At 35.2% G+C, this 7313-nt stretch carries 10 protein-coding genes and 2 pseudogenes; 4 read left to right on the top strand and 8 right to left on the bottom strand.

The genetic code is table 11. The features are described from left to right. Positions 1-136 precede the first annotated feature (136 nt). Positions 137-397: a hypothetical protein gene (locus tag APF76_12725; GenBank protein KUO53036.1), complete on the top strand. Its 261-nt coding sequence runs from the start codon at positions 137-139 to the stop codon at positions 395-397. A gap of 422 nt (positions 398-819) precedes the next feature. Here the strand turns inward: APF76_12725 and APF76_12730 are convergent, their stop codons facing one another. After that, the gene (locus APF76_12730; GenBank protein KUO53037.1) at positions 820-1344 is read right to left on the bottom strand and encodes a hypothetical protein; all 525 of its coding nucleotides are present in this window, start codon (positions 1342-1344) and stop codon (positions 820-822) included. A gap of 403 nt (positions 1345-1747) precedes the next feature. On the opposite strand from APF76_12730, the gene APF76_12735 reads away from it, so the two are divergent. The 3 genes and pseudogenes from APF76_12735 to APF76_12745 all read left to right on the top strand — a co-directional run bounded on the left by APF76_12735 (position 1748) and on the right by APF76_12745 (position 2907). Continuing rightward, the gene (locus tag APF76_12735) at positions 1748-2014 is read left to right on the top strand and encodes a hypothetical protein (protein ID KUO53038.1); all 267 of its coding nucleotides are present in this window, start codon (positions 1748-1750) and stop codon (positions 2012-2014) included. Further along, a complete protein-coding gene (locus APF76_12740) occupies positions 2015-2362 on the top strand; it encodes a hypothetical protein (protein ID KUO53039.1) in 348 nt (115 codons plus the stop codon). A 257-nt stretch (positions 2363-2619) separates the two neighbouring features. After that, a pseudogene (locus APF76_12745) lies at positions 2620-2907 on the top strand (hypothetical protein). A gap of 171 nt (positions 2908-3078) precedes the next feature. Here APF76_12745 and APF76_12750 read toward each other — a convergent pair. The 7 genes and pseudogenes from APF76_12750 to APF76_12780 form a co-directional block, all read right to left on the bottom strand. After that, entirely contained in the window at positions 3079-3303 is a 225-nt protein-coding gene (locus tag APF76_12750) for a hypothetical protein (protein KUO53040.1), read from the bottom strand. A 52-nt stretch (positions 3304-3355) separates the two neighbouring features. Continuing rightward, complete coding sequence (locus APF76_12755; protein ID KUO53041.1) at positions 3356-4186, bottom strand: hypothetical protein; 831 nt, start codon at positions 4184-4186, stop codon at positions 3356-3358. 120 nt (positions 4187-4306) lie between these two features. Next, complete coding sequence (locus APF76_12760) at positions 4307-4696, bottom strand: aspartyl protease (protein ID KUO53042.1); 390 nt, start codon at positions 4694-4696, stop codon at positions 4307-4309. After that, a complete protein-coding gene (locus APF76_12765) occupies positions 4677-4940 on the bottom strand; it encodes a hypothetical protein (protein KUO53043.1) in 264 nt (87 codons plus the stop codon). Before APF76_12765 ends, APF76_12760 begins: the two co-directional genes overlap by 20 nt. 301 nt (positions 4941-5241) lie before the next feature. Further along, positions 5242-6048 (bottom strand): hypothetical protein, encoded by an 807-nt coding sequence (locus APF76_12770; GenBank protein KUO53044.1) that lies wholly within the window; start codon positions 6046-6048, stop codon positions 5242-5244. 513 nt (positions 6049-6561) lie between these two features. Further along, positions 6562-6777: a hypothetical protein gene (locus APF76_12775; protein ID KUO53045.1), complete on the bottom strand. Its 216-nt coding sequence runs from the start codon at positions 6775-6777 to the stop codon at positions 6562-6564. Positions 6778-7036: 259 nt separating this feature from the next. Continuing rightward, positions 7037-7313: pseudogene (locus APF76_12780) on the bottom strand.

Raw genomic sequence — 7313 nt, forward strand, 5'->3', positions numbered from 1 at the left:
ACCCTATCGTAGACAAATCCAACGAATCGCAGCTGGAGCTGCAAATCCACGTGGTTATGTTATGTCCACACTTTCAAGAAAACTTAACCGAATTTTCCTAGTCCCCTTAGGGAACATTATCCTTGAGGTGAGATAAATGCTAATAAATCAATTAATGAGTATGATGGAAAAGTTAGCACAAGAATTAAAAGAAGCTGATCCCGATAAAAGAGATCATTTTCTAAAAAGCACCCTAATACTTTTGGATGTTTCCGCTGAAGCAATGGAAAAAAGTCCAGAGTTACGCCAAAAGTTTGCAAAAGTACACTCGATCTTTTTAAAATATCCAGAATGCAGAGAAACACTCAACCAAAGCATAAAAGCTTATGAAACCTTTGTTAAATCATCTTTGAAATAAGGTTTACGTTAAACTATCCATAATTCTGGTTTTACTAAGATCAGACATTATGGTATTTTATCAAGTCGTAATCGGCTCTAAGCTGGCTTTATACTTAAAACTTATTGGTATTAAGCCTATTATTGCTGAGTCAACTAAACCAAAGCTTCCTCACCTGTGTCCCGTTTGTGGTGCAGACGGGGATATGTGGTGCGGCAACCCCTAAAACTAGCCCCACCGCCCCTTGTGGGAATGCTCGCGTTATACGATGCCGCGGTTGAGACCAGCTTGTAATGCCTCAGAATGTAAGCACTTGAGTATGCTGCACATTTACCTGGCGGTTGGTCTTCATATCGATTTAATGCTAATAAAGTACCTATAAAGTGTCTTAACTTTATAAGTATGAACCTAGGATAATGCTCATTATATATAATTGTGATAGCTTACTCATTAATACTTTTTATTGCATACTCTTTTGAAAAATCATTTAGGTTTTTTCCATCCATACGATAAACCCTAATATCTTTTACTAAACTTGCTCCCCAATTAACATATCGCTCAATAGCATCCGTGTTCCAATCATGGCACCACCATTCTAAACGGTCGCAATTTCTTTCTTTTGCGATATTCGCTAAATATGAAAGCATCACTTTTCCAAAGCCATTACCTCTTGCATAAGGTTCTATATATAAATCTACTAAGGCAATCCCTGGTTTACCCAAAAAGGTCGAAAAACTACTATGAAAAAAAGCAAACCCCACAGGTGCTCCTTTATATTCGCCAATGAGAGCTTCTGCTCCGCATTGATCAAACATATATTTTTTTAATATATCTGGAGTTACAGTAACTTCATCCAATTCGTTTTCATAAGATGCCAAATCACGAATATATTTTACAATCAAATCTGCATCTTTCTTTTCCGCAAAACGAATGTGAAAACCACATGCTTTTGTTTCAATTCTTTTCATATTATTCTCCTCCTTAAACTTAATTAATATAAAAAAATCCTTACTTTGTACTTATCTCCAACTACCAAGTAGAAAATCAACTTATTCCATCCCTATCAAACCTGTGCATGGACGTACAGCAATGCACCACCTGTACTCTAACGTCTCAGTATTACCGCGTACCCGTCCCGTAGGGCTGGTGTAAGACTTGCCTACTACGGCTACCATCCCAAATTGGCAGGTCTTGTGATAGAAGACATGTGGTGCGGCCTACTCTAGAGCTTTACCCCACCGCACCTTTACGGGAAAGCTCGTATTATACGCATTCACAAAAATAATTATCTGGATTGACATTATTTATTGTATAATTTACTTTAATATTGTACAATATAATCATGCAATATCATTATAAGGAGTGGTTGCATTGTCCAAAACCATTAAAAACTATACCTTTTCTCTTCCTATTGAACTACTCAACAAATTAAAAAAGTTTTCTAACGAAGGTCATGTTCCTTCTGTAAACTCTGCTGTAAAAGAAGCAATTGAATCCTACGTTAAACTTATAGAAAAACAAAATTTGTATATTAAAATGAAGGAAGCCTCAAAAGATCCTATGTTTATGGAAGACCTAGATAGTGTAATGTATGATTTTTCTTATTCTGATTATGAAGCCACAAAGGAGAAAAAATAAATGGACTATCAATGGAACATTTTCTGGGCTGATCTTAATCCAATAAAAGGTTCTGAACAAGCCGGGATTAGACCAGTTTTAGTAATCTCAGAGGAGGCAGTAAATCAAGCCCTTCCAATTGTTACAATACTCTGTTTAACTTCACATAAACCTGGAAGAAAAATATATCCCATCGAAGTATTATTAGAACCAAAAGATTCTCACCTTACGCATTCTTCTATTGTCATGGTACATCAAGTACGATCTATTTCCAAAGAGCGTTTGAGTGATAAGTGCGGTTTTATTGAAAGTGAAGAAGTTAAGGAAAAAATCAAATACGCTATTAAGCTCTATCTTGATCTAATGTAATCTTTCAACCTGCAAGGATTAACTGACTTAGTAATTGCGTATATCGTGCTAATGATATGTGTTATATAAGCTATATAGTTGAAGCAGACATCCATGGCTTTTTCGACCATGTGGACCACGAGTGGCTAATGAAAATGCCGAGGTAAGGACTAGCCATCCGCCTCGTATCGAGTCTTGGAGGCATTACGGTAACGTAGTGTTTTAAGCGTAGACAGAAAGTTAGCGAGGTAGAATCGACTGGGTGGAATTCTTACAAAATATCTGTCCAAAGGCGAAATCTAATATCTCTTCCTAAAGAAATTAGGGAAAAACTTAATATTGCTTTCCACGTTCCCGATCGCTTCTGCCACTATCATTAGTTACACAGTTTTCGGGGCTCAATCCCGTTTATTGAACCATATAAGATGATTCCGGCTAGTCAAGCATACTTTTGGACCAAGAAAGCTCAAACTGACTTACTTGAAGCTAAAGAAGATGTTAATGCCGGTAGGGTTCGTGAGTTTTCAAGTGTTAATGAGTTTTTAAAAGGTTTTGACAATGACTAGACGATTTATTTCTACTCGAAAATTTGATAAACAGTTTAAGTCTCTGATAAAAAAACTCAAAAACAATCATCCAAGGCTATTGAACTTTTCATAAAAGACCCTACCCATCCTGCCTTACGTTTTAAAAGAATCCAAGGAACGGATAACTTCTTTGAAATATCTGTAAACATGTCAATCAGAATAGTTATCGAGACCACTAAATCTGACAATGATCAAATAAACACTCTTTTTATAATTCGTAAAACTGAAGCTGTTTTCCCACCAAAATAAGATTTTAATCCCATTTACATTCCATTGCATTTTCTGCGGCAGTTTACGTCTAACGTTCCCGTGATTTGCGAACTTGGTAGTTGGCGCGATTTTTAACCCCAAAGTCTCGCCTACTTCAAAAATCATGACAATTACCAAGTTAGGTCGAAAGCGAAAGCCGGAGCCGCAAATCATCGTGTTAGGCAGAGTTGCCGTTCAGTACAACAAATACTTCATTCACCTGGTGCCCGAATTTTTTTGTCAATCTAGACTTGCCTAGATTAGACTTTATTATTTTCTTTATATCAGGATCATTTTTCTGAGCCCACTCCTTCATAAGATCAAAACCTTCAGTAGGTAGTTTTGCAACAAATACACTTATTGCGTACTCAAGTCCTTTCCTTAATACACGAAATTCTTCAGTCTTTCGAATTTCTCTCCTCAAGTTAATTATGTCTTTCAAAATTCTTTCCGTAATTTTAAAGCAGAATAGTACATTATCTTTTTCATTCAAAACAGGAGGGTGTGCTAGGGCCGCTATAATTGCTCTTTTTTCTAAAATAGAAGCGTCATCATCAATCCACTTATTAAAGATTAATTCTGCTTGTCTAAAATCATTCTCTTCAATCCATTGAAGACCTATAGCTACAGCTTCCCTAACTCGCCATCTTGAATCATTTGCTGCAGCCTGCAATAGTTCAATAATTTTTTCTTTCTTTTCAAAATCGACACATTTAAATATAGCTCCCAGAGCTTGTACAGCACAAAAAGGGATGAATTCTTGAGGGCTATCTGATGGAGTATCTTCAGATGCTACTCCTGCCCATTCATTTAAAGTTAGCCATAAGTTATCATCAATGTATTGCATTTCTTTTAAGCTATCGGCAAATGCATAAGCTAACTCCAAATTACCTCTTGGCCCTGGTAAGTTGGAATTAAAAATTAATATGTCTTTCAGTTCTCTAAAAGCACTCTCACTCTTAATTATTAACGGTTTCAATTGTATTCCATATTCTTCACGTTTGCTCATTTTTGACTCCTATGACCTCAAAAAATTTCACCCAGGCAATTTTGACAACCTGCTGTTATATGACGTCGGAAACCATAAAACTTAGGGCCACCAAAGAGGTAGCCCACAGATGACATGTTCCTATGAAACATCAAACTTTAATGTCAATTCTTTTAAGTTTATAATTGCTCTGGCTTCCATCAGCAAATCTAGTCCTAGCAACCCATTTATCTCACCTTTCGGATCAATAACACCAAAATCTAGCTTAAAATCTCTCAAATTTACGTTTCCAAAATTCACTTGATCAATTCGTTTTGAAAAGAAATAATGTAGACTTCCTCCAACACCATAAAATGATTTTATTTCATCCTTTAATTCAGCTACAATACCAAGATCTTCAACAATATCAGGAGAAATAAGTGTTTCAACTGCACCAGTATCTATAACAATATTCTCAATAACTTTTACTACTCCACAATGTGTTATTTCTATTGAACTATATAGTAATCCATCATGTAATCGTAGTTTCATTACTCATACCTCTATAACCAAAAATATTCTTGATCTCAATTTCAATCTTTTCATTTCCTGTATGATAAACTATTATGTCATCTTTAGATCTTACAAGTTCCCTTGTTGCTACTCTATTGTCATCAAATGATTCAATAACAGCCATGTCTTCAATTAATCTTTTAGTGCCTTTGATTTTTGACTTTAATATTTGAAGTTTAACAAATCGGTTTGGATAAATCTTTCTAACTTCTTCCCATTTCATTCTACGACACCTCTTAAAATAAGACCTTTTGCATATTATACCATTTATGTAATAGCCAACTCTAGCATTTAATTATATTGAGGTACTAATCTTAACCAACACTAGTTCCTTTACGATGTCATATAACGTTCTCGGCATTCCCGACGTGTCCGTCCCGCTAGGGCTGGCGCAAGACTTGCACATCCTAATAGCAAGACCTAATTGCAAGTCTTGCGACAGAGGACATGTGGGCGGCCCACCCCAAAGCTCACCCCACCGCACCCTTGCGGGAAAGCTCGTGTTATCTGAAGTAGCAACACTCTTAATCATAACCACTTACATGTGCCGGTAGTTTTTTGAACTCTTCTTTCAACTCTACAATATATACTATAAAATAGATTAAGTCTCTAAGCATTTCTTCCTCTATAGTTTCTGTTATAACTGGGGTATCCCAATATACTTCCTTTTTATTCCCATCCATCTCTATTATTAATTCATAGGTTGAATTTGGAAACCCCACTTTTTTTACAAGATGCGGTTCAAGAGGTTCAAAATTGTTAGGATAACTAAATATATCAACCTCTAGCATCTTTTCATAAATTTCTCTCATCTCACTTTTATCTAGAGTCATTTTTATGGTAATAGTACCTGCATCAACTAAGTCCTTTATATATGTATTTTCAAATGTATTTAAAACATTTCTACCTTTAACTCCATATCTTAATAAAAAGTTAAAGTCTTTAGGCAGATCGTTATTTTTATTTTCATTAGTTTCTAACACTTTTATTTGTTTTGCTATAGGCCATCTATCGATTACAGATTTTCCATCTTCTTCTGAAAGCCATATTTCTACAACTTCACTATATCTTAAATTAGTTGATTTAATTCTCTTACCTTCTTTGCCAATTATTATTGTATCATTAGACACTTTGATACCTTCAGCTTTAAGTAGTTGATTAGTCTCAGTAATTTCTCTAGGTAAATATACAAGGAGATACTCATCCGTTTCACCAAATGCAATTATTTTATCTCTTAAATCAGGGTTTGTAGTCTCTATTTTTGTTGTCATGCAACTAATGAACAAAAAAGATAGCAACACAATAATAGTCATGAAAACAAATCTATTCATAATAATAACTCCTCGTAGCAAATTTACTCGGCAAAGCTATTTCAGATAACGTTCCCGGGATTTGCGAACTTGGCGGTTGGCATGACTTTTGCCCCAAAAGCCTATCCTCCAGAAGCAAAAGGCATGACAACTGTCAAGTTAGGTCGTAGGCGCAGCCGGAGCCGCAAATCCTCGTGTTAACTGAAGTGCGGACATAATCTACATTCTTATCTATAATTACAGAATCATATAACACTCTTTTAGAGTAATTCGATTTAAACTCGTTCTATTGTAACCTCCCATGATGAGAGTTTATCTTCCCCATTAAATGCAAAACCTCTATTAAGATACTTATTTTCATTTATTCTATATAAGCTTTCTGAACCCGAATAAACACCATTTTCAGAAATATAAGATGACAAAATGGTATCTCCAATAATCATAAATTTCCCAATCAATTTTCCTAATGCTGGATTTACCGATGTCCATATTGTATAATCTTTATCACTTGGCTTTGGTATGATTGAGTATTTATTAAAAAATCTTATAGGTTTTTTTCTTCAGTTCCATAAATCCATCTAGAATCCATTCGTCTTTCAAATGTTTAATCATTGTTTCTCCAAATACCTCAACCTGATTAGCTTTATGATCATAATAAAGACCTTTTGCCTTCCATTTTCCTTCGTCTAAAATGTATGTGTGCCTCAATATTATTTTCTCCTTCCTCGTCGTCATTTTAAATAAACCCAAACCCTTGTCATCCTATATATTGATGGACTTAGCATTTCCTTTAACGTTCCGAGTGTTACCGACGTATCCGTCCCGCAGGGCTGACGCAAAGCTTGCTCATTCATTTCACCTTATATATTGCAAGCTTTGTGACAGAGGGTATGTGGTGCGGCTTGCCCCAGAGCTTGTCTACACCGCACCCTTGCGGTAAAACTCTGTTATATGATGTCACACTTAATATTCATTCACAAAAAAATTACATATAGTCTTTTTTAGCTCTTTATCCTTTTGCAAATCCCTTAATATATTCAAGCAATAATGGAATGGCCACCTGTTTCCCTATATCAAGAGATTCTTTAAGAATCTTTCTAGCTTTGGAATCATCTTTATCATATAATGCTTCTTTTAATTCCATTAACAGCTGACTTTGTGCTTTTTGGTCTTCAACTGAAATTTCGGTTTGATCTAAGATCTGCTTTAATAATTCTTTACTCTCTTCAGTTATTTCAATTAATCTTTCTAAATTAGAAGGTTTTTCAACCTTTATAAATCCATTT

Origin of the sequence: Desulfitibacter sp. BRH_c19, assembly GCA_001515945.1 — a bacterium.
In the GTDB taxonomy this organism is placed as follows: Bacteria; Bacillota; DSM-16504; order Desulfitibacterales; family Desulfitibacteraceae; genus Desulfitibacter.

Excerpts from the sequence above, each read along its gene's own strand:
- APF76_12760 (KUO53042.1), bottom strand. The coding sequence starts at position 4,696 with ATGAAACTACGATTACATGATGGATTACTATATAGTTCAATAGAAATA.
- APF76_12755 (KUO53041.1), bottom strand. The coding sequence starts at position 4,186 with ATGAGCAAACGTGAAGAATATGGAATACAATTGAAACCGTTAATAATT.
- APF76_12725 (KUO53036.1), top strand. The coding sequence starts at position 137 with ATGCTAATAAATCAATTAATGAGTATGATGGAAAAGTTAGCACAAGAA.
- APF76_12740 (KUO53039.1), top strand. The coding sequence starts at position 2,015 with ATGGACTATCAATGGAACATTTTCTGGGCTGATCTTAATCCAATAAAA.
- APF76_12770 (KUO53044.1), bottom strand. The coding sequence starts at position 6,048 with ATGAATAGATTTGTTTTCATGACTATTATTGTGTTGCTATCTTTTTTG.
- APF76_12730 (KUO53037.1), bottom strand. The coding sequence starts at position 1,344 with ATGAAAAGAATTGAAACAAAAGCATGTGGTTTTCACATTCGTTTTGCG.
- APF76_12765 (KUO53043.1), bottom strand. The coding sequence starts at position 4,940 with ATGAAATGGGAAGAAGTTAGAAAGATTTATCCAAACCGATTTGTTAAA.
- APF76_12750 (KUO53040.1), bottom strand. The coding sequence starts at position 3,303 with ATGATTTTTGAAGTAGGCGAGACTTTGGGGTTAAAAATCGCGCCAACT.